This is a genomic window from Mucilaginibacter terrae (assembly GCF_031951985.1).
GTDB lineage: Bacteria > Bacteroidota > Bacteroidia > Sphingobacteriales > Sphingobacteriaceae > Mucilaginibacter > Mucilaginibacter terrae_A.
In genome coordinates, this window is the sequence record NZ_JAVLVU010000001.1 from 4,743,505 (window position 1) to 4,765,448 (window position 21,944).

At 43.5% G+C, this 21,944-nt stretch carries 21 protein-coding genes; 13 read left to right on the forward strand and 8 right to left on the reverse strand.

Annotated features, from left to right (window positions below):
• The first annotated feature begins 41 nt into the window (after window positions 1-41).
• Together QE417_RS20340 and QE417_RS20345 are read left to right on the forward strand one after the other, a co-directional pair.
• Complete coding sequence (locus QE417_RS20340) at window positions 42-509, forward strand: hypothetical protein (protein WP_311953024.1); 468 nt, start codon at window positions 42-44, stop codon at window positions 507-509.
• 51 nt (window positions 510-560) lie between these two features.
• Window positions 561-905, forward strand: coding sequence for a hypothetical protein (locus QE417_RS20345; protein ID WP_311953027.1), 345 nt, complete (start codon window positions 561-563; stop codon window positions 903-905).
• Between the two features lie 574 nt (window positions 906-1,479).
• Here the strand turns inward: QE417_RS20345 and aroB are convergent.
• Complete coding sequence (gene aroB, locus QE417_RS20350) at window positions 1,480-2,547, reverse strand: 3-dehydroquinate synthase (RefSeq protein ID WP_311953030.1); 1,068 nt, start codon at window positions 2,545-2,547, stop codon at window positions 1,480-1,482.
• 3 nt (window positions 2,548-2,550) lie between these two features.
• On the reverse strand, window positions 2,551-2,757 hold the full coding sequence (locus QE417_RS20355; RefSeq protein ID WP_311953033.1) for an RNA-binding S4 domain-containing protein: 207 nt from the start codon (window positions 2,755-2,757) through the stop codon (window positions 2,551-2,553).
• 68 nt (window positions 2,758-2,825) lie between these two features.
• Between QE417_RS20355 and QE417_RS20360 the strand changes: the two genes are divergently transcribed.
• From QE417_RS20360 to QE417_RS20380, 5 genes are all read left to right on the forward strand, one after another.
• Window positions 2,826-4,028 (forward strand): proline dehydrogenase family protein, encoded by a 1,203-nt coding sequence (locus QE417_RS20360; protein WP_311953035.1) that lies wholly within the window; start codon window positions 2,826-2,828, stop codon window positions 4,026-4,028.
• Window positions 4,029-4,423: 395 nt separating this feature from the next.
• Window positions 4,424-4,795: a methionine-R-sulfoxide reductase gene (locus tag QE417_RS20365; protein WP_311953038.1), complete on the forward strand. Its 372-nt coding sequence runs from the start codon at window positions 4,424-4,426 to the stop codon at window positions 4,793-4,795.
• Between the two features lie 521 nt (window positions 4,796-5,316).
• Window positions 5,317-6,291 carry a ribonucleoside-diphosphate reductase small subunit gene (locus tag QE417_RS20370; RefSeq protein ID WP_311953041.1) on the forward strand — a complete coding sequence of 325 codons (975 nt, stop codon included), beginning with the start codon at window positions 5,317-5,319 and terminating at the stop codon, window positions 6,289-6,291.
• 152 nt (window positions 6,292-6,443) lie between these two features.
• The gene (locus QE417_RS20375) at window positions 6,444-8,822 is read left to right on the forward strand and encodes a ribonucleoside-diphosphate reductase subunit alpha (protein ID WP_311953043.1); all 2,379 of its coding nucleotides are present in this window, start codon (window positions 6,444-6,446) and stop codon (window positions 8,820-8,822) included.
• A gap of 86 nt (window positions 8,823-8,908) precedes the next feature.
• On the forward strand, window positions 8,909-9,118 hold the full coding sequence (locus tag QE417_RS20380) for a cysteine-rich CWC family protein (protein WP_311953045.1): 210 nt from the start codon (window positions 8,909-8,911) through the stop codon (window positions 9,116-9,118).
• 185 nt (window positions 9,119-9,303) lie between these two features.
• Here QE417_RS20380 and QE417_RS20385 read toward each other — a convergent pair whose 3' ends face one another.
• On the reverse strand, window positions 9,304-10,017 hold the full coding sequence (locus QE417_RS20385; RefSeq protein WP_311953047.1) for a ZIP family metal transporter: 714 nt from the start codon (window positions 10,015-10,017) through the stop codon (window positions 9,304-9,306).
• Window positions 10,017-10,580: a phosphatase PAP2 family protein gene (locus tag QE417_RS20390; RefSeq protein ID WP_311953049.1), complete on the reverse strand. Its 564-nt coding sequence runs from the start codon at window positions 10,578-10,580 to the stop codon at window positions 10,017-10,019. Before QE417_RS20390 ends, QE417_RS20385 begins: the two co-directional genes overlap by 1 nt.
• A 580-nt stretch (window positions 10,581-11,160) precedes the next feature.
• On the opposite strand from QE417_RS20390, the gene glmM reads away from it, so the two are divergent.
• From glmM to QE417_RS20405, 3 genes are all read left to right on the forward strand, one after another.
• A complete protein-coding gene (gene glmM, locus QE417_RS20395; RefSeq protein ID WP_311953052.1) occupies window positions 11,161-12,546 on the forward strand; it encodes a phosphoglucosamine mutase in 1,386 nt (461 codons plus the stop codon).
• A gap of 57 nt (window positions 12,547-12,603) precedes the next feature.
• On the forward strand, window positions 12,604-12,858 hold the full coding sequence (locus tag QE417_RS20400) for a four helix bundle protein (RefSeq protein ID WP_311953053.1): 255 nt from the start codon (window positions 12,604-12,606) through the stop codon (window positions 12,856-12,858).
• A 164-nt stretch (window positions 12,859-13,022) separates the two neighbouring features.
• Window positions 13,023-14,156 (forward strand): cysteine desulfurase family protein, encoded by a 1,134-nt coding sequence (locus QE417_RS20405; RefSeq protein ID WP_311953059.1) that lies wholly within the window; start codon window positions 13,023-13,025, stop codon window positions 14,154-14,156.
• A gap of 204 nt (window positions 14,157-14,360) precedes the next feature.
• Here QE417_RS20405 and QE417_RS20410 read toward each other — a convergent pair whose 3' ends face one another.
• From QE417_RS20410 to tgt, 4 genes are all read right to left on the reverse strand, one after another.
• Window positions 14,361-14,657, reverse strand: a complete 297-nt coding sequence (locus QE417_RS20410) for a hypothetical protein (protein WP_311953061.1) — start codon at window positions 14,655-14,657, stop codon at window positions 14,361-14,363.
• A gap of 1,021 nt (window positions 14,658-15,678) precedes the next feature.
• Window positions 15,679-16,560, reverse strand: coding sequence for a DMT family transporter (locus QE417_RS20415; RefSeq protein WP_311953063.1), 882 nt, complete (start codon window positions 16,558-16,560; stop codon window positions 15,679-15,681).
• Window positions 16,561-16,692: 132 nt separating this feature from the next.
• Window positions 16,693-17,802, reverse strand: coding sequence for an LptF/LptG family permease (locus QE417_RS20420; RefSeq protein ID WP_311953066.1), 1,110 nt, complete (start codon window positions 17,800-17,802; stop codon window positions 16,693-16,695).
• A complete protein-coding gene (gene tgt / locus QE417_RS20425) occupies window positions 17,802-18,932 on the reverse strand; it encodes a tRNA guanosine(34) transglycosylase Tgt (protein ID WP_311953069.1) in 1,131 nt (376 codons plus the stop codon). Before tgt ends, QE417_RS20420 begins: the two co-directional genes overlap by 1 nt.
• A gap of 678 nt (window positions 18,933-19,610) precedes the next feature.
• Here tgt and QE417_RS20430 point away from each other — a divergent pair.
• Genes QE417_RS20430 through rsmG form a run of 3 tightly spaced genes read left to right on the forward strand, consistent with a single transcriptional unit; the run spans window position 19,611 to window position 21,943 of the window.
• On the forward strand, window positions 19,611-20,732 hold the full coding sequence (locus tag QE417_RS20430) for a glycosyltransferase (RefSeq protein ID WP_311953071.1): 1,122 nt from the start codon (window positions 19,611-19,613) through the stop codon (window positions 20,730-20,732).
• Window positions 20,723-21,316, forward strand: coding sequence for an RNA polymerase sigma factor (locus QE417_RS20435; RefSeq protein ID WP_311953073.1), 594 nt, complete (start codon window positions 20,723-20,725; stop codon window positions 21,314-21,316). The genes QE417_RS20430 and QE417_RS20435 overlap by 10 nt, the downstream gene beginning before the upstream one ends.
• On the forward strand, window positions 21,317-21,943 hold the full coding sequence (gene rsmG / locus QE417_RS20440) for a 16S rRNA (guanine(527)-N(7))-methyltransferase RsmG (RefSeq protein WP_311953076.1): 627 nt from the start codon (window positions 21,317-21,319) through the stop codon (window positions 21,941-21,943).
• Window position 21,944 lies beyond the last annotated feature (1 nt).

A 21,944-nucleotide genomic window follows, 5' to 3' on the forward strand; every position in this document is an offset into this window, starting at 1 on the left:
TTCCAATAATAGGAGGTTACGGTATTTACGTTTATCCGTACTTGGGTATGGCTGGCATGAGCTTAACCGTGCTGCTTTTATTTGTTTTGATGACAGGAGTTATGCGTGCATCATCAAAACAAATAATTATTTATTTCGACCGGAAGCGGATGTACATAGCCACAAATGGAAGAGATTTTAAAGAATATTTAAAACGCGATGTAAAGGGCATTTATAGCCATAATTATGATGAACGAACGCTTGCATACATATCAATTTCCATTCTGTTTAAAAACGGAAAGCAGATTAGAATAAACGATACGGCATTTGGTGAGGTAAAAGATGATGAAAAAGCACAAATGCTAAAACAGTTTGTAAAGACTGTAAAACGGCAGTTGAATTTTAGTTTGATTAACAAAAGCAGGTGGCGTGTATTTAAACTTTTGGGGCCTTATTGGTATAGCCAAGATGTAAACGATGCAGGCCCAGACACCGGTACTGAGGAGTTAGAGAGAGAAAAGATAGTGTGAGAATTTTGAGGAAGGTAAATTAATATTAGTTTAGTATGTTAAATCTTATCCATGCTCTATTTTAAAAAGATATACCTGCCAAATTGCACACCTCAACAATTAGAAGCTGCCATGCGGAAGGTCGCGTTAAAAAGAACCTCGCCATTAGATTTTGCATCAGCTGTAAGTGATATTGGCACCGATAAGTATTTTATAGGTTACCAGGGAAAGACTGATTTAACCTTTACCCGCATTAAGGCATCACCCGAAAAACTATTGCCCAAGCTTATTATTAAACTCCCTGCCGATGGTGCCGAATGTTATTATCAAATAAGATTTGCTATCGTATCTATGATGGTGTTTTTTATGTTTACCCTCCCGTTGTTGTTGGGTGTTGTATTATTTATTTCGGGGTAGGGGAGAAACTGGAGGCATGTTGCCTTTAAGTGGGATTTATGCCTTTTACTGGCTATTGCTTTTGTTTGAATTTAGGTTGACAACATGGCGGGTGAGAAAGGCGGTTTTGAATTATAGTAATACACCGCGGTAGTTTAGCACTTTTAAATTTCATTTTAGCAAGATGGTGCAGTTTGCGTGAGGATAGCAGTGGAAAGCCCACAGTGCAGCGTAGCGAAACGAGGACTTGTAACGGAACGGATAGCCCGGTCCGCCTGAGGCGGAGCACGCTCTATTTTAGTTATTAAAATTGTGCGATTGCGAGCGGTAGCGTGACAATCTCCGCATGCAATTCTAACAATGCTACGGAGATTGCCACGTCGCCCCATTGCTCTTCCCCTTTCCGCTCCTCGCAATGACACGGTGGGGGAAGGGGTTAAAAAAAATGTCATTCCGACCTAAGGAGGAATCTTATACGCCTAATTTAGCAGGGTGTATAGAATCTCCTCCGCCTAAGGCGGAGGAGATTCGACATTTTTTTGTGATGCATGTTGTAAATCGTACACCCCAGCCCCTCTCAGAGGGGAAATAATATTTACAGTCCCGCGTAGTAACGCAGGCTATCGCAGAGTTCTTCTTCGGTGCAGATATGGTCAATACTGCACTCGCCTATTTTGTTAAGTAAAGTGCAGTTGATGTTACCATTTTGGTTCTTTTTGTCGGTTTTCATTAAGCTGTGCAATACCGAATGGCATGTTTCATCGAGCTCGTAGCGGGGATACAGGTTGTTGAGTACCGTGGTGATCTCGTTAAGCTCGTCGGTAGTTAAACCTGCGTTTTTGTGTGATAGCCAGGCTTCGCAAATCATGCCTATGGCAATGGCTTCGCCGTGGGTGAGATGCTTGCTGCCATCGTTTAGTAATGAGTAAGTTTCAACGGCATGGCCCACCGTGTGCCCAAAGTTTAAACACTTGCGGAAACCTTTCTCAAACGGATCATCAACCACTACCTTGTTCTTAATAGCTACCGACTGATAAACCAGTTCAGGGGCCGGGGCTGCATTTATATCTGCTCCTTTTAACTCGCTCCAGTATGCGGCATCTTGTATAAGGCCATGTTTCAGCATTTCGGCATAGCCCGATAGTATTTGGCGCTGAGGCAGGGTTTGTAAAAATGCTGGCTCAATAAAAACGGCTTTGGGCTGGGTAAAGGTGCCGATGATGTTTTTGAGGTTATCAAAGTCTATACCGGTTTTACCGCCTACCGAGGCATCTACCTGCGATAATAGGGTAGTGGGTACTTGTACAAAGTCAATTCCGCGTTTGTAGGTGCTGGCCGCAAAGCCGCCCATATCGCCAATTACACCGCCGCCCAGATTAATCATGAGGCTGTGGCGGTCGGCACCAAAATCTATCAGCATTTTCCATATACCTGCGCAAAAGTCAATATTCTTGCTTTCTTCCCCGGCGTTTACCTCAATCACATCGTAACTGTTATTAAGGTGCTCTAAACGCTCTTGCAGCAGGGGGAGGCAGTGTTCACCGGTATGCTCATCGGTTAATATAAAAAAGCGGGAGTAGTTACCTTGTTCAATAAAATTTACCAGTTGGGTAAGGGTATCTTTAAAAATAACGGGGTAACTAATACTATTGATCGTATCCATAAACTAAACCACCACAATTTTTTGCGACCTGAATTCGACCTCATCGCCCCTTTTTACTTTAAGGCGTTTGCGGTAATCAACCTGGCCGTTGTACTTTACTTCGCCTTCGGTTACTACAATTTGCGCTTCGCCGCCGGTGTGTACTAATCCGGTTGCTTTTAACAATTGTATCAGCGGAATAAAGTCGCCCTCGAGTTTAAATTCAATCATGGTGGCCGCAAAAATAAACTATTGTATCAAAAAACGAGTTATCAGTTTGATTTTCTAATTTTGCACCCATGTCTGTTGAACAAAATCCGTCTGCTCCCGCAAAGGGGAGGCTCTCATTTGAAAATACCGAAATTGCCTTTAAACATGCTTCCAACGCCGATTTAAACCGTGCATACTGGTTGTTTAAAGCCATCAACAATAATTTTTTAGTAAAGATAGGTCCGGGCATGACCAATTTTGCCATGAACATAGGCTTGCCCATTAAAGGTATTATTAAGGCCACCATATTTAAACAATTTTGCGGCGGCGAAACCATTGCCGAGTGTGATGCCACCATTAAAAACCTGTACACAGGTGGCGTGGGCACTATTTTAGATTATTCGGTAGAGGGTGAAGAAGACGAAAAAGTGTTTGACGACACTCGCGACGAAATTATCCGCACCATTGAACGTGCCACCGGCGACCCTGCTATTCCTATTACTGTATTTAAAATTACCGGTGTGGGCCGTTTGGGCCTGTTAGAGAAATTAGATACTGGCGAAACCCTTACTGAAACCGAAGAGCAGGAATGGCAAAAGGTACAGGCCCGTGTGCAGGCCATTTGCTATAAGGCTTACCAGGCAGGCATCCCGGTGATGATAGATGCCGAAGAAAGCTGGATTCAGCTCACTATTGACCGCCTTGCCCTGAGCATGATGCGCCGTTATAATAAGGATAAGGCTATTATATTTAACACGTACCAGTTATATCGTCATGATAAACTGGCTTCATTAAAAGTTGATTTTGACGTGGCCCGTACCGAGGAATTCTTCCTCGGCGTAAAAATTGTGCGTGGCGCTTATATGGAAAAAGAGCGCAAGCGCGCCGCCGAAATGGGCTATGAGTCTCCCATTCAACCTGATAAGGCCTCGGCCGACCGTGATTACGATGAATCGTTACGCTTTTGCGTGCAGCATGTTGACCGTATTGCTACGGTGGCCGGTACTCACAACGAAGCAAGCTGCCGCCTCCTGGCCGATCTGCTGAACCAACTGCATATACCGCATAACCACCCGCACGTATACTTTTCACAACTGCTGGGCATGAGCGATAATTTGAGCTTTAACCTGGCTAATGCAGGTTACAACGTAGTAAAATATGTACCGTACGGACCGGTGAAAGCCGTAATGCCATACCTGTTCCGTCGTGCTAATGAAAATACGGCTATTGCCGGGCAAATGAGCCGCGAACTAAATTTGATTATTAAGGAGAAGAAGCGGAGAGGGGTTTAAGCGGAGCGGGGGATTTGGAGCGGGGAGCGAAGGGTGTTTTGTTGTTAGTTGTCGGTTGTGTGTTGTGAGATAGGAGGGCAAGGATATTGAATTGCGCTCATTTATAATGAGTGCTTATAATGGGTTTGCGTTTATAACGCAAGAGGGCGATGCAATCGCCAACCCATTGTAAGCACTCGCCACAGGCGAGCGCAAGTTTATGTTCCAAGAAAAACAACTTTAAACTCTCCCGCCGTTGTATATTTTCCTCACCTGGAACTTTCAGCACCTCCGTCAAAAGCATGTAAACATGTATACATAACAAACTATTCCCCATTAAATTGAGTATATTTATATGAGTTGGATGAGATGCTGTGATCACTCATTCGCTCATTCAAAATTCACTCATTGCTTATATGAAATACAACGAATTAACACCCGAAGAAGAACGCATTATATTATATAAAGGTACCGAACGGCCTTTTACCGGCGAACTGCTTAACAATAAAGCAGAGGGACTGTACGTGTGCCGCCGTTGCGATACACCGCTGTATACCAGCGAAAGCAAATTCGAATCGTTTTGTGGCTGGCCAAGTTTTGATGATGAAATTGCCGGTGCCGTGCGCCATGAAACCGATGCCGATGGCCGCAGAACAGAGATACTTTGTGCCAATTGCGGCGCACATCTGGGTCACGTTTTTACCGGCGAACGCTTCACCCCTAAAAATACCCGCCATTGTGTAAACTCTGTTTCGATGAAATTTGTACCCATTGAGGAGGTGCAATAACCATATTTTATTTGCTCAAAAAGCTGAATAGTAAATCGCTAAAAAGTTTCAAATATTTATCAACATTTAAGCCTGTTTTCCACAGGCTTTTTGTTTTCAGGTGGTTAGCGTTTTAGTTGGTGTGTTTTGTACTATGCTGGCTAAATAATTTAGCGTACTTATTTTGGAATGACAATTCCATTATATTTTAAATAATTGATAAACAGGTACTTGTGTTTTTACTTATTTCTGCGTTAATAATTTATTCATATTATTTGTGGATAACTTTTAGCCCGTGTTTATAACTCTTAGCTACTACTTTCAACCCTGATACCTACATTTGTTATGCAAGTTTTTGCAGCCCTGCCGAGAGGCAGAACGGTAGCCAAAATAACCCCTACGGCTGGCCACGAAAGGTGCGGTTGATTAAACCAAAACCAAAACAATATACTTGAAGAAATGCAAATTCCAATCAAAATGGTTGGCGGTTAGTGCGGCTTCGAGTTTTTGGGGTAGATACGATACTAAATGAATTACGCAATATGAGCCAGGAAAACGAGTTATTATTAAGAGAAAACAAGGACAGGTTTGTGATTCTGCCGATCAATTACCCGGCAATTTGGGAAATGTACAAAAAGCACGAAGCCAGCTTTTGGACTGCCGAAGAGATTGACCTGTCGGACGACCAGAAACATTGGGAAAATCTTAATGATGGCGAAAGGCATTTCATCTCACACGTGCTGGCATTTTTTGCTGCCAGCGATGGTATTGTGAACGAAAACCTGGCGGTAAATTTCATGAGTGAGGTACAGGTGCCAGAGGCCCGTTGCTTTTACGGTTTCCAGATCATGATGGAAAACATCCATTCTGAAACTTATGCGCTCTTAATTGATACCTACGTTAAAGATCCTACCGAGAAAGATCGTTTGTTCCACGCCATTGATACCGTGCCATGTGTAGGCAAAAAAGCCGAATGGGCACTTAAATGGATAAATAACGGAACCTTTGCACAGCGCCTGGTGGCTTTTGCTGCTGTTGAAGGTATCTTTTTTTCGGGTAGCTTTTGCTCTATTTTCTGGCTTAAAAAACGTGGCTTAATGCCGGGCTTAACCTTTAGTAACGAGTTGATTTCGCGTGACGAAGGTATGCACTGCGAATTTGCCTGCTTGCTGTACAGCATGCTGGAGAACAAGCTGAGCAAAGAAGAAGCAACCGGCATTATTACAGACGCCGTAGAAATTGAGAAAGAATTTATAAATGATGCGCTGCCGGTAAGGTTAATTGGCATGAATGCCGATTTAATGAGCCAATATATTGAGTTTGTAGCCGACCGCTGGTTACAGGAGCTTGGCTACGATAAATATTACAACGCTACTAACCCTTTCGATTTTATGGAAATGATATCGTTGCAAGGCAAAACTAACTTCTTTGAAAAACGTGTTGGTGATTACCAAAAGAGCGGTGTATTAAACGCACAACCTGCAAGCCAGGCGTTCTCACTGGACGAGGATTTTTAAATGATAGTAGTAAGTACTTAGTATAAAGTAGTAAGATATTTAGCTTGGCGGCAAAATAAAATACTAAGTACTTACTACTTACTACTTACTACTTACTACTGAAAAAGATATACCTATAAATAAAACATATTAACACTTAACAGCTTACCAAGATGTTTGTAATAAAAAGAGACGGCAGAACTGAGTCGGTAAAGTTCGACAAAATTACCGCACGTGTAGAGAAACTGTGTTACGGCCTAAACCCGCATTTGGTTGATGCGGTAGACGTAGCCAAGAAAGTAATTGAAGGCTTATATGACGGCGTTACCACTTCAGAGCTGGATAACCTGGCTGCCGAAACTGCTGCCTCGTTAACCACCAAACACCCTGATTACGCGTTACTGGCATCGCGTATTGCGGTATCAAACCTGCATAAAAACACCGTAAAATCGTTTAGTGAAACGATGCGTAAGCTATATACTTACAAAGACCCCAAAACCGGCAAAAATGCGTCTCTGATTGCCGATGATGTTTGGGCTGTAATTGAAGCAAACGCCGATATATTAGATAGCAGCATTATTTATGACCGCGACTTTGGTTTCGATTACTTCGGTTTTAAAACCTTAGAAAAATCGTACCTGTTAAAGCTTGATGGTCGTATTGCCGAGCGCCCGCAGCATTTGTTTATGCGTGTATCGGTAGGTATCCACAAGGAGGATGTAGAAAGCGCCATCAAAACATATAACCTGATGAGCGAGCGTTGGTTTACGCATGCTACGCCTACATTATTCAACGCCGGTACTCCAAAACCTCAAATGTCGTCGTGCTTTTTGTTAACCATGAAGGATGACAGCATTGAAGGTATATATGATACACTGAAACAAACCGCGCAAATTTCGCAAAGTGCCGGTGGTATTGGCCTAAGCATCCATAATGTGCGTGCAACAGGTTCATACATTAGCGGCACTAACGGTACCAGCAACGGTATTATTCCTATGCTGCGTGTGTTTAATGATACCGCCCGTTACGTAGACCAGGGTGGTGGCAAGCGTAAAGGTGCCTTTGCTATTTACTTAGAGCCTTGGCATGCTGATGTATACGAATTTTTAGACCTGCGTAAAAACCACGGTAAAGAAGAAATGCGTGCCCGCGATTTGTTCTACGCCCTGTGGATTTGCGATTTGTTCATGAAACGTGTGGAAGCCAATGAGGACTGGAGCTTATTCTGTCCGCATGAGGCACCAGGATTAGCCGATTGCTTTGGCGATGAGTTTGAAGCATTATATACTAAATACGAAAGTGAAGGCCGTGCCCGTAAAAAGGTAAAAGCACAAGAACTTTGGTACGCCATCCTTGATTCACAAGTTGAAACCGGCACGCCTTACTTGTTATATAAAGATGCTGCCAACAGCAAATCAAACCAGCAAAACTTAGGTACCATCAAAAGTTCGAACCTGTGTACCGAAATTATGGAGTACACTTCGGCCGATGAGGTTGCCGTTTGTAACCTGGCTTCGTTAGCATTGCCACGTTTTGTTATCAACGGTGCATTTGACCACGATAAACTTTATGAAGTAACTTACCAGGCTACCCTGAACCTGAATAAGATCATTGATGGCAACTACTACCCGGTTAAAGAAGCCGAATATTCAAACCTGCGTCACCGCCCGATTGGTTTAGGTGTACAAGGCCTGGCCGATACCTTTATTTGCCTGCGCATGCCCTTCGAAAGCGAAGAGGCTAAACAATTGAACAAAGAGATATTCGAAACTATCTACTTTGCATCAATGACTGCTTCAAAAGACCTGGCTATTAAAGATGGCGCTTACGAAACCTTCCAGGGTTCGCCGCTGTCAAAAGGTAAATTCCAGTTTGATTTGTGGAACGTACAACCAGCCAGCACCCGTTGGGATTGGGAAAGCTTACGCAAAGACGTGGTTAAAAACGGTGTACGTAACTCACTGTTGGTTGCACCAATGCCAACTGCATCAACCTCTCAAATTTTAGGTAACAACGAGTGTTTTGAACCATATACCTCAAACATTTACACCCGCCGTGTATTAAGTGGTGAGTTTGTGATTGTGAACAAGCACCTGCTGCGAGATTTGGTTGATTTAGGCCTGTGGAACAGCCGCATGAAAGACCAGATTATTACCGCTAACGGTTCGGTACAGGATATTGCCGAAATTCCGCAAAACATTAAAGACCTGTACAAAACCGTATGGGAAATTAAGATGCGTAACATTATCGATATGGCGGCCGATCGTGGCGCTTACATTTGCCAATCGCAATCATTAAACCTGTTCATCAACGCACCAAACGCGTCAAAACTAACTTCAATGCACTTCTACGCATGGAAAAAAGGTTTAAAAACAGGTATGTACTACCTGCGTACACAAGCAGCATCGCAAGCAGTTAAATTTACTGTGGAGAACCAGGGCGGTAAAAACATGGACCCGGTTATCCCTTCGGAAGTAGCCACTGTAGAGAACGATGTACCTGCAGGTCCGTCATGCTCAATGGAAGAAGGTTGCGTAACCTGCTCCGCATAATTCAGCAAGTTTTAAGTTAAAAATCAATAATTGTGACCAAGCCCTGAAGCTATTAGCTTCGGGGCTTTTTATATTTGTAGCCTTATATGCACAAACCAGTATTTCATAAACACGAGGTAATACAATGCGAACGCTGCCGCACCACCTTTGAGTGTAAGGCCAATTCGTACACCAAATGCCAGTGCAGCAAGGTGCAGCTTACCATAAACGAGGTACAGTACGTAAGCGAATTGTATGACGGTTGCTTATGTGCCAACTGCTTACTGGAGTTGCAAAAGGAGTATCAGGAGCAATAGTTTGAACTGGAATTTTAAGAATTTGTGGAATGGGCAGAACAAAAAGACTATCGTCATTACATTAGGACAAATCTTATACGAGCGATAAGCTTAGAGAATTTTCAGCAATTCTTGTGCTTTGAAGTGACACCATAGATATATTCTGCCCATTCCCAAAATTCTTAAAATTCCGGTTCAAGACATAATCATAATTCCGCCACAAAGCTCGCCAGCGCAATACCAACACCCAGCAACACGGCGATCAGTTTGCGGCGGTTAAACTTATGATCAGGACCTGCCTCGAACAGTATGGTAGTTGATATATGGAGGAAGATACCGATAACCACACCCATAATACGATTAAAGTAGCGTTGCAGGTTGCCAATTCCACCACTGCTTATGGCATCGCTCACAAAATAACCCAAGGGGGCCATTACGGCAAACAGGGCAATAAAAAACAGCGTTTTGCCACGGCTTTGATGGTTAGCCAGCAATACCGTACCCAGTGCAAATGCTGCCGGAATATGGTGCAGTGCAATGCCAAAAACAAGTTCTTCTTTATAGCCGGCGGCCAGGGGCATGCCTTCTAAAAACCCGTGTAGGCACAGGCTCACCATAATGCCTAACGGAAAAACCGCCTTTTCATGCTGATGCAGGTGCATGTGGCCATGCTCAATGCCGTCCGAAAACTGCTCTAATACGATCTGGAAAATAAACCCGCCTAAAATAAATACCCCAACCATGTGGTCGTTGCCGTGGTAGGCATCAGGAATGAGGTGCAGTACGGTAATAGCAAACAGATAGGCGCCGCTGAACGACAATACCAGTTTTAACTGCTTGTGGTTGCCGCCCTTAAACAGAAACACAGCCGCACCACCCAAAAAAGCCGACAAAAAAAGCAGGAGTAAATACCAGTACATTAAAATTGAGGTTGAATTTTCTTGAAAACCTTTGCAAAAACCAGGCCTATAACCGCTCCAAAAATAGCTCCTACTGTAACGTCAACCGGGAAATGTACGCCAACATATACCTGCGCCAAGCACACTAATGTGGCCCATAAAAGCACCAAAAACCATATATAGCGCCATTTACGGCCATAAACCAGTCCTAAAAACACCGACATAGCAAAGTGGTCGCTTGCATGAGTTGAAGGAAAACTGTAGCCCGTACCACAGGGTACACGGCTAATTATTGTTTTTTGTAATACGACATCACGGCAGGGCCTGTCGCGTTTTACCTGCTTTTTTATCAGTGTGGCACTGCCAAAATCGGCCACGCCTACGGTAATCAGCAGTAGCAAAACCAGCCAGGCACCAGCCTTTTTGTATTTCCAGATGCTAAACCCAATAATAAATACATAAACCGGAATCCAGAATTTAGGATTACGCAGCCAAGGCATCACCACATCAAACACCGGGTTAGTCAGCGTATTATTAATAAAATGAAAAAGTTGCCGGTCTAACTGCAGTAAAAAATCGGGCATGTATTTAATGTATTTCTTTGTCTATATATTTCATGTGTTTGCCCGAATTTGCCATTTCGAGGTACGAGAAATCTTTTCGAAGCGATTGGCTTATCCGTTAGCCTAACGTTCGGTTAACATTGTATCAATCCCGCCCTGTCATTTCGACCCCAAGAGAAATCCTTTCGAGGCGAAAAGCTTGCCAATTGGAAAAGATTTCTCTCTGTCGTTCGAAATGACAGTGGGCGTTTAACTCATAACCCAATCAACCACTCACAAATCCACTATAATTGGGCGTTTCCGCCTGAGGCGGACCGGGCTATCCGCTGCAAGTCCTCGTTTCGCTATGCTGCACTCCGGGCTTTACGCTACTATCCCTAACGCAAACTTCAGTGTGGTTGGTGATAATCTCAACCACGAGCCACGGCCCAACGTCATTCCTCGCAATGACGACGGCTTTTAATTGCCCCAGCAAATATAGCCATTTCCCGTTCTCAAAATTCTCTCACCCTCGGAGGATGCAGAATGGGATTTAAATACGACACGCTTTTTACATTAGCATCCACAATAATTTTTATTTTTGTAGCTTAATACTACTCATTTGACGCTTATAAAATCTATATCGGGCATACGCGGAACCATTGGCGGTGCTGCCGGCGATGGGTTAACCCCGCTGGATATTGTGAAATTTACTTCGGCATTTGGTGCCTGGGCGGTTGCCAAAACCGGTAGCCGCAAAATTGTGGTAGGGCGTGATGCACGTTTATCGGGCGCTATGGTGAATAACCTGGTAATTGGCACCCTGCAAGGTTTAGGTATCGATGTTATTGACCTGGGCCTGTCTACCACGCCAACCGTAGAAGTTGCCGTACCTGCCGAAGGTGCAGCAGGTGGTATTATTTTAACCGCCAGCCACAACCCTAAACAATGGAACGCGCTTAAACTGTTGAACTCAACCGGCGAGTTTATTAATGATGCCGAGGGTAAGCACGTTTTAGAAATTGCCGAAAGCAGTGATTTTACTTATGCCGATGTTGATGATTTGGGTATGGTAACCGTTAATGATACTTACCTGCAAAAACACATCGACGAAATACTGGCCCTTAAACTGGTAGATAAAGATGCTATTGCTGCTGCTAACTTTAATGTAGTGGTTGATGCCGTAAATTCAACAGGTGGTATTTACGTACCTGCGCTGTTAGAAGCATTGGGCGTTAAAACCGTACATAAGCTATATTGCGACCCAACCGGTCACTTTCCGCACAACCCCGAGCCGCTGCCCGAGAACCTGATCGACCTATCGAAAGAGGTTTTGGAAACCGGTGCTGATTTAGGCATAGCCGTTGACCCCGATGTGGACCGCCTTTGCTTTGTATGCGAAGACGGTAAGATGTTTGGTGAAGAATATACGCTGGTTGCCGTGGCCGATTACGTGCTGCAGCATACCAAAGGTAACACGGTATCAAACCTGTCGTCAACCCGTGCCCTGCGCGATGTTACCGAGCGAGCCGGTGGTGAGTACCATGCGGCTGCAGTAGGTGAGGTGAACGTGGTAACTAAAATGAAGGAAGTGAACGCCGTAATAGGCGGCGAAGGTAACGGAGGGGTAATCTACCCCGAAACCCATTACGGCCGCGATGCGCTGGCTGGCATAGCCCTGTTTTTAACGCACCTGGCTAAATACGGCAAGTCGGTATCGGCTTTAAGAGCATCATACCCCAGCTACTTCATCTCCAAAAACAAAATTGAGCTTACTGCCGGTATGGATATCGACGCCTTATTAATTAAGGTAGAAGAGAAGTACATGCAGCAGCCGCACAGTACTATTGACGGATTAAAGATAGAGTTTGACAAGCAATGGGTACACCTGCGCAAATCAAACACCGAGCCTATCATCCGCATCTATTCGGAAGCGGAGAACGAGGCGGCTGCCGGTGCACTGGCACAGCAGATCATAACTGATATAAAAGGGATTTTAAATATATAATAGCCAATGAGTGATTTAGTGAATGAGCGAATGAGTGATTTTTAAATCTTAAACAGGATGGAAGATTACGGTAAAAGCGAGTTTGCTGAACAGTTCAGGAACCGAACTAAAAGGTTTGTTATTGATATTATAAATTTATACAGGCTGTTGCCACGTAGTGTTGAAGCCCAAGTGATAGGAAAGCAATTGCTTCGTTCGGCTTCTTCAGTCGGAGCAAATTACCGGGCCGCATGTCGCGGACGTTCGCAGGCCGAATTTTATTCAAAAATTTGCATTGTAGTTGAGGAAGCCGATGAATCTCTGTTTTGGTAAGAGATTTTAGTTGAATCACAAGTTATAGAACAAAATAAAGTGAGCGATTTAATGGTTGAGGCAAAGGAAATATTAAAAGTAGTGTCATCGGCACGAAAAACAATAGCCGCCAAAAGCCATAATAATCACTAATTCGCTCATTCACTAATTCACTCATTGAAAAAATGAAAGTCTATCTCGATAACGCCGCCACCACACCGTTGGACCCGGAGGTGATGAAGGAAATGGTTAGGGTGATGGAGAGCCAGTACGGCAACCCATCGTCGATACACGCGCATGGCCGCGAGGCACGCTCGCTTATTGAAAAAGCGCGCAAAACCGTAGCCACGTTGCTTAAAACCTCACCTGCCGAAATATTTTTCACTTCGGGCGGTACTGAGGCCGATAACACGGCCATTCGCTGTGGTATTTTAGATCATGGTTTAACCCATGCCATTACCAGCCACATTGAGCACCATGCGGTTGTACACACGCTGGAGGCACTCGAAAGAGCGGGGACCATTAAGCTGAGCTTTGTAGAAGTTGACGAAAAAGGAGCCGTAAATTATGAGCACCTCGAGCAACTACTTAAAGATAATGAGCGCAGTTTTGTATCACTTATGCATGCGAACAACGAACTGGGTACCCTAACCGATATGGAGCGCGTAGGTGACCTGTGCGAGCAATACAACGCCCTGTACCATTGCGATACCGTGCAAACCATGGGTCACTACCCGCACGACTTGAGCAAGCTTAAAGCCCACTTTGTAGTGTGTGCCGCGCACAAGCTTCACGGACCAAAAGGCACCGGATTTTTGTACGTAAACCATAAAGTGAAAATAAAACCGATGATTTACGGCGGTTCTCAGGAACGAAATATGCGAGGGGGAACTGAGAATATATACGGCATCGTAGGTCTCGCTAAAGCCTTAGAAATGGCTTATACCGACATGGATGCTCACCAGGAGCATATACAAGGTCTTAAAAGCTATATGATGGAACAATTGGCCCAAATTCCGGGCGTACACTTTAACGGCGATACGGATGCTGATAAGAGTTTGTACACCGTGCTCAACGTATCCTTTCCCGAAATGGAAATGGCCGACATGTTGTTGTTCAGCCTCGACATTGCCGGTATCTCGGCTTCAGGCGGCAGTGCTTGCAGCTCGGGCACTAACATTGGCTCGCACGTGTTGAACGGTATAGGTGCTAACCCCGACCGCCCTGCAGTGCGTTTCTCATTTTCAAAATACAACACCCGCGAAGAGGTAGATTTTGCCCTCGCCAAAATTCGCGAGATCTGCACGGTGAACGCATAAGACATTTAAGATTTCTTATAATATAGAAAAGTCATTGCCCCGGGGTAATGACTTTTTTGGTTTTTTACACATCGTGTCGTTGCAAGCGATAGCGTGGCAATCCCACATGCAATGTTGAAAAGCGATTGAATTATTGGCTATTAAAACGTAAGGAGATTGCCACGTCGTTATCGCTTCTCGCAATGGGATAATTGAGTTTTTATCTCAGCTTATATATTCCCGGTCTTCATCACTTAGTGTATCGGTTCGTCTTCCGTCGCCATCGTTTATGTAATCATCATTATCCAGGTCATCATCCTCATCGCGGCGCGCCTTGCGTCGCGGACGGGCAACCAGCACCCCCAGTAAAAAGGCACTCACCGAAACCGAGGTAAGCATAGCAACCTTAGGTACGGTCATAGGTATAAACAAAATTGTGAACTCAGCTTCGTCGGTATTTTGCAGCAACACGGCTGTTATAAAAATGAGGAGTAGGAGGGCAATGATGGTCTTAAAACTCATATCGGTTTTTGTTAAAACTTGATATTTCAAGATGCAAATTTTTTGCCACAACCCGGAGCACGATCATGAAATTCCGCGTATAGTTTTAGTGGAATAAGGTGGAAATCTGTGAAGTTCTGTACGCCATTTCTGTCAGTTTTAAGATGCCATTTTTTGATTCTGTATACAAAAAGGAAGATAGGGGCACACCTGCACTCAAAATTTGAGTTCTGTTCAAACAGCTTTCAAAACACTAAGGTCATTATAGCTTCAAAAATACATGATGGAAAATTTACTTTATAATAAATAATATATATAGTTGATTTATAATGCTATATGTGATTTTATATTGAGATAAAATGCTTTTTGCTAATAATGTTAGCAATTTTGCTGCTGTATAATTTGAAGTATGTAAAGTTAAATTTTATAATAATTTTTTATATACCTGATAATCATTGTATAATGTAGTTTATATAACGTTAATTTTTAAATATTAAAGTGATTTGTATTTGCAAAAATAGCCTATGTGATGACTTTAAAGAATATTTGAATAGTACACTATCTAAAAAATGAATTCTGCCCCAGTTGGATTTTATTTCGAAGAACGTCTTAGTATACCGCTCAAAAATTAAAGGGCTTAGAAAGGCTTAAAATGCGTCTGCCCTATTTCACAGAAATTGATGATTAGTCGAAAAGTTAGCGCTGGAATTGATAGAGGGGAGAATGAAATACGCGTAATGATTTGTTTAAACTATTGCCTTCACGGCAATAGAATTCAGCAAGTCGAGAAGGTCAGTCACCGTACGTAGCTTTTAGTAACTACTGCACATGATTGGTCAGGCTTTGAGAAATTTAACGGTATGCAGTTAATTAGTGCCAAAAAATATATACGCTCACTTTGCTTAGTGTGGAGCTTATATATCTCCTAAAACCCATTACCGCGGCAAACGAGGATTACCAGTTGTGATGGCAACTTATAAAGGAATGATATGCTTAGTGTATGAAAAAGGAGCTGTTATATGCGCTGAACTTTGCGCTGTTTTTATTTGTTAGCCTGCTTTTGCGCTACCGGAAATAAGAAGATGGTAGACAAAATTATGACTGCACCGATCCAGAAACCAAGACTCACGGTATGCAGATCGCCAAAGAATATAAAGGCCATTATGATGCCGTACACAGGTTCGAGGTTGGTAATAAGGGCCACTTTAAAAGCCGACATTTCGCGCATTACCGACACCCCGGCCACGTAAGCCAGTGAGGTGCATATGGTGCCTAATAGTAAAAGGTAGCCTATATCTGTATTATGCGGTATTTGCAAATTGACTATACCGCCGCTTATCAGCATATATACCGTTAGCCACAAAAATGCTCCTACAAGTTCGTAAAAGCCAATTATGGTAGGGTGGGTATGTTTAACTAAATTAGAGTTAATAATAGAAAACAAGCTGGCTGCAGCAGCACATATAAGGCCTAATATGATGCCGAGCGTATACTGCGATTCGAACTTGAAGATGAGCACTATACCAGCAATGATCAACAACCCGGAGAAAATTTCGAGTTTGGAGACCGGTTTGCGTTTAATTAGCGGCTCAAAAATAGCTGTAAACAACGTTACCGACGATAAGCACACCAGCGTAACCGACACCGTTGAAACCTTAATAGCCTGAAAAAACAATATCCAATGCCCGCCTACCAGTATGCCGGTAAGTAGCAGGTTAATAAAAGTTTTTTTGCTGATTTTAAGGCTCTGCCTGTTAAATTTAAAGTATAAAAATAACGTAACCGATGCGATAAGCACCCTGTACCAAACCAAATTAACAGCTGTAATGGTGATGAGCTTTCCCAAAATGCCGGTAAATCCCCATATAAAAACTGTGAAGTGCAGTATGAGCAGGTTTTTATTTAGTTCGGGTGATTTTGACATTTAGTGAGCAGTGAATTATGAGTGGTCAGTAATGATTGGAGATTGATAAGTGCTGAATATGTAAGGTTGAGTAGTGAATGAAAGTTAATTCGCTATTGATTATTAACGATTATCTATTCACTTCTCACCACTCTATTTAGGTGCTTTACGCAACAGGTAAAGGCCGGTTAAGCCAAAAAGTACATTGGGTATACAAACCGCAATCATAGGCGGCAAACCGGCTTTGAGCGAGAATACGTTGGCAAACCTATCTACCACAATATAAAGAAAGCAGAGCAGGATACCTATGCCCAGCGGCAAGCCAATACCGCCGCGTACCTTGCGCGATGATATAGATACACCTATCAATGTAAGCACGAATGCAGAAAACGGGTAAATAAAGCGCCGGTATTTCTCCAGTTTGAGTTCAACCAGGCGGCCTGTGCCACGTATGGTTTCTTTGCTTATTTGCTTGGTAAGGTCGGGGGTTGATATGGCGCGGTAAATATTGGTATTGATGTCGTTATTAGCTTCAAAATCTGAAGGCTGCATATCAATAATGGTGTCTTTTTGCGGCAGCTCCACCCATTTTTCTTTCAAGCCGTTTACGTAGCGTATTTTGGGGTTGAAAAACGTCCAACTGTGTTTAAGCGAATCGTAGGTAATACGGTCCGACGTTAATTTTTGCCGCATAACGTCACCATCAAATTTTTCGAGGCTAAAATTGTAACCCGTTTTAACCACGTTATCATATGTTTCAAGGTAAACGTAGGTATGCTCATCCAACTGCATGTGCTGCTCCTTTTTGGTAGGGTCGGTACTGTTGGTGTATGTATCGTCGAATTTAACGCTCAACTGGTTGGTAAGCGGTATAAAATAAACGTTCCCTAAAAAGAAAACCACGAAGATGATACCCGAGGCAATAAAATATGGGCGTAGGAAACGATTGAAACTTACTTTACCGCTTAGTATGGGTACAATTTCGGTTTGATTAGCCATTTTGGCTGTAAAGAATATCACAGCCAAAAAGTTGATGAGCGGAAGCAGCGTATTGGCGTAGTAGGGCAGGTAACCACCATAATACTGGAATACAATGGCACTTAACGGAGCCTTGCTCTTTAAAAAATCGTCGAGATGCTCCGATACGTCGAAAACTACGATAATGATCAAAAACAGCGACAGCGTGAACACGAACGTGCCCAGGTACTTTTTAATTATGTACCAATCGATGATTTTAATGTAGTTATCCAAAAATTTGAACATTACAGGCGCTGGGCTAATTGTTTAACCATGGCATTCTTCCAACTGTAAAAATCGCCATTTATTATATGCTGGCGGGCTTCGTTCACTAACCAAAGATAAAAATGCAGGTTATGCAAACTGGCAATTTGTGCGCCCAGCATTTCGCCCGAGGTAATCAGGTGGCGTAAATAGGCTTTAGAATGTTCACGGTCTACCCATAGGTCACTATCTTCATCAATAACGCTAAAATCATTCTTCCATTTCTCGTTGCGCATGTTGAGGATGCCGTTTTTGGTGAACAGCAGGCCGTGGCGGGCGTTGCGGGTAGGCATAACGCAATCAAACATATCAATGCCCAGGGCAATGTTTTCCAAAATATTAACTGGTGTGCCCACACCCATCAGGTAACGTGGCTTATCGTACGGTAAAATATTGCACACGATTTCGGTCATGGCGTACATTTCTTCGGCAGGTTCGCCAACCGAAAGACCACCAATGGCATTACCCTCACGGCCGAACGACGCGATCACCTCGGCCGAACGCTCGCGCAGATCTTTATATACCGATCCCTGCACTATAGGGAAGAGGGTTTGACTGTAATCGTATTTAGGTTCGGTGCTGTCGAAACGGTCGCAGCAGCGTTTAAGCCAGCGGTGCGTCATTTCAATAGAACGGCGGGCGTAGCCATAATCGCAAGGGTAGGGCGTGCACTCGTCAAAAGCCATAATAATATCGGCACCAATTACACGCTGGATATCCATGGCCGCTTCGGGCGTAAACAAATGCTTCGAGCCATCAATATGTGAGCGAAACGTAACACCTTCTTCTTTTATTTTGCGCGCCTGGCTTAACGAATATACCTGGTAACCACCGCTATCGGTTAAAATAGGGCCGTCCCAGCCGTTAAATTTATGCAGGCCACCGGCTTTTTCCAACGTTTCGAGCCCTGGACGCAGGTAAAGGTGATACGTATTCCCTAAAATGATCTGGGCCTCAATATCATTCTTTAGCTCACGCTGGTGAACGGCTTTTACCGTACCGGCGGTGCCAACAGGCATAAAAATAGGCGTTTGTATAACGCCATGGTCGGTTGTAATTTCTCCGGCACGGGCCTTTGAAAGTTTATCTTGAGCGGTTAAATTAAATTTCATTTTTTGTAAAGGGCAAAGTTACTAAATAATTAGCCCCACCCAAACCCTCTCATTGCCCCCTCTAAATCTCCCCCGGGAGGGGAGACTTTAATGAAAATTAGCATCTCCTTGTGAAGTTAAATTGCAGTTTGCGTGAGGGATAGCAGTGGAAAGCCCACAGTGCAGCGTAGCGAAACGAGGACTTGCAACGAATAGCCCGACCCGCCTCAGGCGGGGCACGCCCATGTTGTAGTTATTAGGTTATTATGTATAGTTGATAGATTCGTTTTACAAATTCTGATTACTATGTAAGGTTTTAAAATTCCAGATGAAGAATAGAGAAAATTAGAGGCTCTGAGAATCGGTTATACGGAAGCATACTGTACCAATGTGCATATAAGTCAAGCAGATGGGGTTAATTCCGGCCTGCAAAAATAGTGGTTAGGCGATTCAATCGCCAACTCATATTAAGCACTCGTTGCAAACGAGCGCAAAAATATGCATCGATATTCAAACTGCCTTGGTAGCACCCTCTAAATCTCCCACGGTAGGTGAAACTTTAAAACAAAAATACTTTTAGAGCCCTCCCTCCCGGGGAGGGTTTGGATGGGGCTTTTAATAAACTATCTAAATTCAACTAATTCCCAAACAATTCGGTTAAAATTAACAAATTTGCCATTTGTAATAATAGCCCCGAATTTGGAACAATATATACCCCTGGCCTTACTGTGTTTTTTAGTGCTTTGCTTTGTTTGGCAAATGGGCTTTTTGCTGGTAGTGCCGCGCCGTTTGGCTGCTTACCATGTGCCTGATGAAGACGTTGTGGCGGGTAATCTTCCCATCTCGGTAATTATAGCCGCCCGTAATGAGGCCGAAAATTTAACCCAATATTTACCCGCTATTTTAGAACAGGATTATCCTCATTTTGAAGTGGTTGTAGTGAATGATTGTTCGGTTGATAACAGCCGGTGGGTGTTAGAAGATTTTGCCAAAAACTATCCGCACCTTAAATTGGTTACTGTTACTGAACACCCCCGCTTTAAAACCGGGAAAAAGTTTGCCTTAACCATGGGTATAAAAGCCGCCAGTCACGAACATCTTTTGTTTACCGATGCCGATTGCGAACCGGCTTCGCCACAATGGATCGCGCGTATAGCTGCCAATTTTACACCCGGTGTGCAAATTGTATTGGGATACTCTCCATACCGCAAACGCCGTGGCTTTATTAATGCTTTTACACGTTTCGAAACCTTAAAAACTGCTATTACATACATTTCGGCGGCATTAGGGCGTAATGCTTACATGGGTATTGGCCGTAATTTGGCTTACACCAAATCGTTGTTTTTTAGCGTAAAAGGTTTTGCCTCGCACCTGCATATTTTGGCCGGCGATGATGATCTGTTTGTAAACCAAAACGCCACGACTGATAATACTGCGGTTGAAATTCATAAAGATGCTTTTGTTTATACCGATGCTAAACGTACTTTAGGCGGATACTTTCGCCAAAAGAAACGCCACATGGGAGTAGGGGGCTTGTATAAAAACAAGCACCGCCGTATGCTGAGCTTTGAAGCTTTAAGCGGTTTCTTTTTTTATGTGGCATTAGTATTGTGCATAGTTTTTAAAGTACAACTACCAATTATAGCCGGGTTATACATCGCACGATTAATAACTCAAATTATTGTTTACATAAAGTCGGCTAAAAAGCTGACCGGGAAGGATTTGATATGGTTTTTGCCATTCTTTGATTTGCTGTATTATGTGTACTTGAATGTGTTTGGTTTAATAGGAACATTTGTAAAAACCATACAATGGAAGTAAACGCTAATTTTACCGATAACGCCAAAAACGACTATCAACTGGTGCTGAAAGCAAGGGCGGGAAGCCAGAAAGCTTTTGCCGATTTGATGCAACGCTACAAGGATTCGATATATTTTATGTCGCTCAAGATGGTGAACAACCGCGAGGATGCCATGGATATAACGGTTGAAACTTTTGCCAAAGCGTTTGAAAAACTGGATAAGTACCAGCCTGATTACGCATTTAGTACCTGGCTGTTCAGGGTGGCTACCAACAACTGTATTGATTTTTTGCGCAAAAAGAAGCTCAACACCGTTTCTATCAATAATATGATGGATGAGGAGGACGACCGTCCGTTGCAAATTAAGTCGGACACGCTGAACCCCGAAGAGTTCTCTATCAAAAAGCAGCAATCGAACGAGATAAAATTACTCATTGAAAGCTTACCGCCGCGTTATCGTAACTTATTAACGTTGAGGTATTTCGACGAACTCTCGTACGAGGAAATTGCACAGCAACTCGACCTGCCGCTGGGTACTGTAAAGGCACAATTGTTTAGGGCCAAGTACCTGCTGGGCAACATTATTAACCGTATTGACCGATAAATGGACGCCGGACTGATCCCCAAATATTTCCCCGAAATTACTGCCGAACAACAAAGCCAGTTTAACCAACTGGCCGAACTTTATAATCATTGGAACCAGCAGATCAACGTGATATCGCGAAAGGATATGGATTTGCTGTACGAGCGCCATGTGCTGCACTCATTAGGTATTGCCAAGGTAATGGGCTTTTTGCCTGGCGAAAAAGTGCTTGATGTAGGCACAGGTGGCGGTTTTCCCGGTATCCCGCTGGCAATTATGTTTCCCGAAACCAGCTTTCATCTGGTCGATTCGATAGGGAAGAAGATCAAGGTAGTGAGCGAAGTGGCATCGGCCATTGGCCTTAAAAACCTGGAAGCTACGCACAGCAGGGCCGAGCAAATTCCCGGAAAGTTTGATTTTGTGGTAAGTAGAGCGGTAACGCAGTTGAAGGATTTTTATCCATGGGTAAAAGGCAAATTCAACAACAAATCGAAGAATACGTTGCCTAACGGCATTTTGTATTTGAAAGGGGGAGACCTTAAACAGGAAATTGCCGAGTCGGGTTTAGCCGTTCAGCAATACTTCCTGAAGAACTACTTTGAGGAAGAGTTCTTCGAGACTAAGCAGGTGATATATGTGAAGGGGTGAT

Bases quoted from the DNA above. Each gene is read 5' to 3' on its own strand.
- QE417_RS20345 (WP_311953027.1), top strand. From the start codon at position 561: ATGCTCTATTTTAAAAAGATATACCTGCCAAATTGCACACCTCAACAA.
- aroB (WP_311953030.1), bottom strand. From the start codon at position 2,547: ATGGATACGATCAATAGTATTAGTTACCCCGTTATTTTTAAAGATACC.
- QE417_RS20355 (WP_311953033.1), bottom strand. From the start codon at position 2,757: ATGATTGAATTTAAACTCGAGGGCGACTTTATTCCGCTGATACAATTG.
- QE417_RS20360 (WP_311953035.1), top strand. From the start codon at position 2,826: ATGTCTGTTGAACAAAATCCGTCTGCTCCCGCAAAGGGGAGGCTCTCA.
- QE417_RS20365 (WP_311953038.1), top strand. From the start codon at position 4,424: ATGAAATACAACGAATTAACACCCGAAGAAGAACGCATTATATTATAT.
- QE417_RS20370 (WP_311953041.1), top strand. From the start codon at position 5,317: ATGAGCCAGGAAAACGAGTTATTATTAAGAGAAAACAAGGACAGGTTT.
- QE417_RS20375 (WP_311953043.1), top strand. From the start codon at position 6,444: ATGTTTGTAATAAAAAGAGACGGCAGAACTGAGTCGGTAAAGTTCGAC.
- QE417_RS20380 (WP_311953045.1), top strand. From the start codon at position 8,909: ATGCACAAACCAGTATTTCATAAACACGAGGTAATACAATGCGAACGC.
- QE417_RS20385 (WP_311953047.1), bottom strand. From the start codon at position 10,017: ATGTACTGGTATTTACTCCTGCTTTTTTTGTCGGCTTTTTTGGGTGGT.
- QE417_RS20390 (WP_311953049.1), bottom strand. From the start codon at position 10,580: ATGCCCGATTTTTTACTGCAGTTAGACCGGCAACTTTTTCATTTTATT.
- QE417_RS20400 (WP_311953053.1), top strand. From the start codon at position 12,604: ATGGAAGATTACGGTAAAAGCGAGTTTGCTGAACAGTTCAGGAACCGA.
- QE417_RS20405 (WP_311953059.1), top strand. From the start codon at position 13,023: ATGAAAGTCTATCTCGATAACGCCGCCACCACACCGTTGGACCCGGAG.
- QE417_RS20410 (WP_311953061.1), bottom strand. From the start codon at position 14,657: ATGAGTTTTAAGACCATCATTGCCCTCCTACTCCTCATTTTTATAACA.
- QE417_RS20415 (WP_311953063.1), bottom strand. From the start codon at position 16,560: ATGTCAAAATCACCCGAACTAAATAAAAACCTGCTCATACTGCACTTC.
- QE417_RS20420 (WP_311953066.1), bottom strand. From the start codon at position 17,802: ATGTTCAAATTTTTGGATAACTACATTAAAATCATCGATTGGTACATA.
- tgt (WP_311953069.1), bottom strand. From the start codon at position 18,932: ATGAAATTTAATTTAACCGCTCAAGATAAACTTTCAAAGGCCCGTGCC.
- QE417_RS20435 (WP_311953073.1), top strand. From the start codon at position 20,723: ATGGAAGTAAACGCTAATTTTACCGATAACGCCAAAAACGACTATCAA.
- rsmG (WP_311953076.1), top strand. From the start codon at position 21,317: ATGGACGCCGGACTGATCCCCAAATATTTCCCCGAAATTACTGCCGAA.